The 385-nt window shown below is 44.9% G+C and carries 1 pseudogene; it reads left to right on the forward strand.

The window, feature by feature from the left end:
- Positions 1 to 247, forward strand: a pseudogene (locus FS628_RS30185) (hypothetical protein); the annotation flags it as partial.
- Between the last annotated feature and the right edge of the window lie 138 nt (positions 248 to 385).

The following is a 385-nucleotide window of genomic DNA, read 5'->3' on the forward strand; positions in this document are numbered from 1 at the left end:
GAAATTGGGGGAAGGATGGGAGTTGGAGGATGGTGGAGGCATGAATGAGGTGAGAAGTGGTTCACCCGAAGGGATTGGTGGTGATGATGAAAGGAAGAAAAAAGAAATTGAAGTGTGTCAGAGGAAAACATTGAATGTGGTTATGGGTTCTAAGTACGGATTGGAGGGAGGTCAAGTTGGGGGTTGCGCTATGGGGATTGGTGAGAAAGTAAGGTTGTTGGAAGGCATTCGTAGAGGTAAAGAGTAGTTGGAAGGAAGGAAGAAATTGATGATGGATAGCGAGTTGGGTTAGGATTATAAAGAAATGAGAAGGGAAACGATGGGTGGTAAAGAGATGGATGTGATGGAAATGAGGATGGATGGAGGTGAGGGTTGAAGGATTAGT

It is taken from the genome of Paenibacillus xylanexedens (assembly GCF_007676705.1).
Classification (GTDB): Bacteria; Bacillota; Bacilli; order Paenibacillales; family Paenibacillaceae; genus Paenibacillus; species Paenibacillus xylanexedens_C.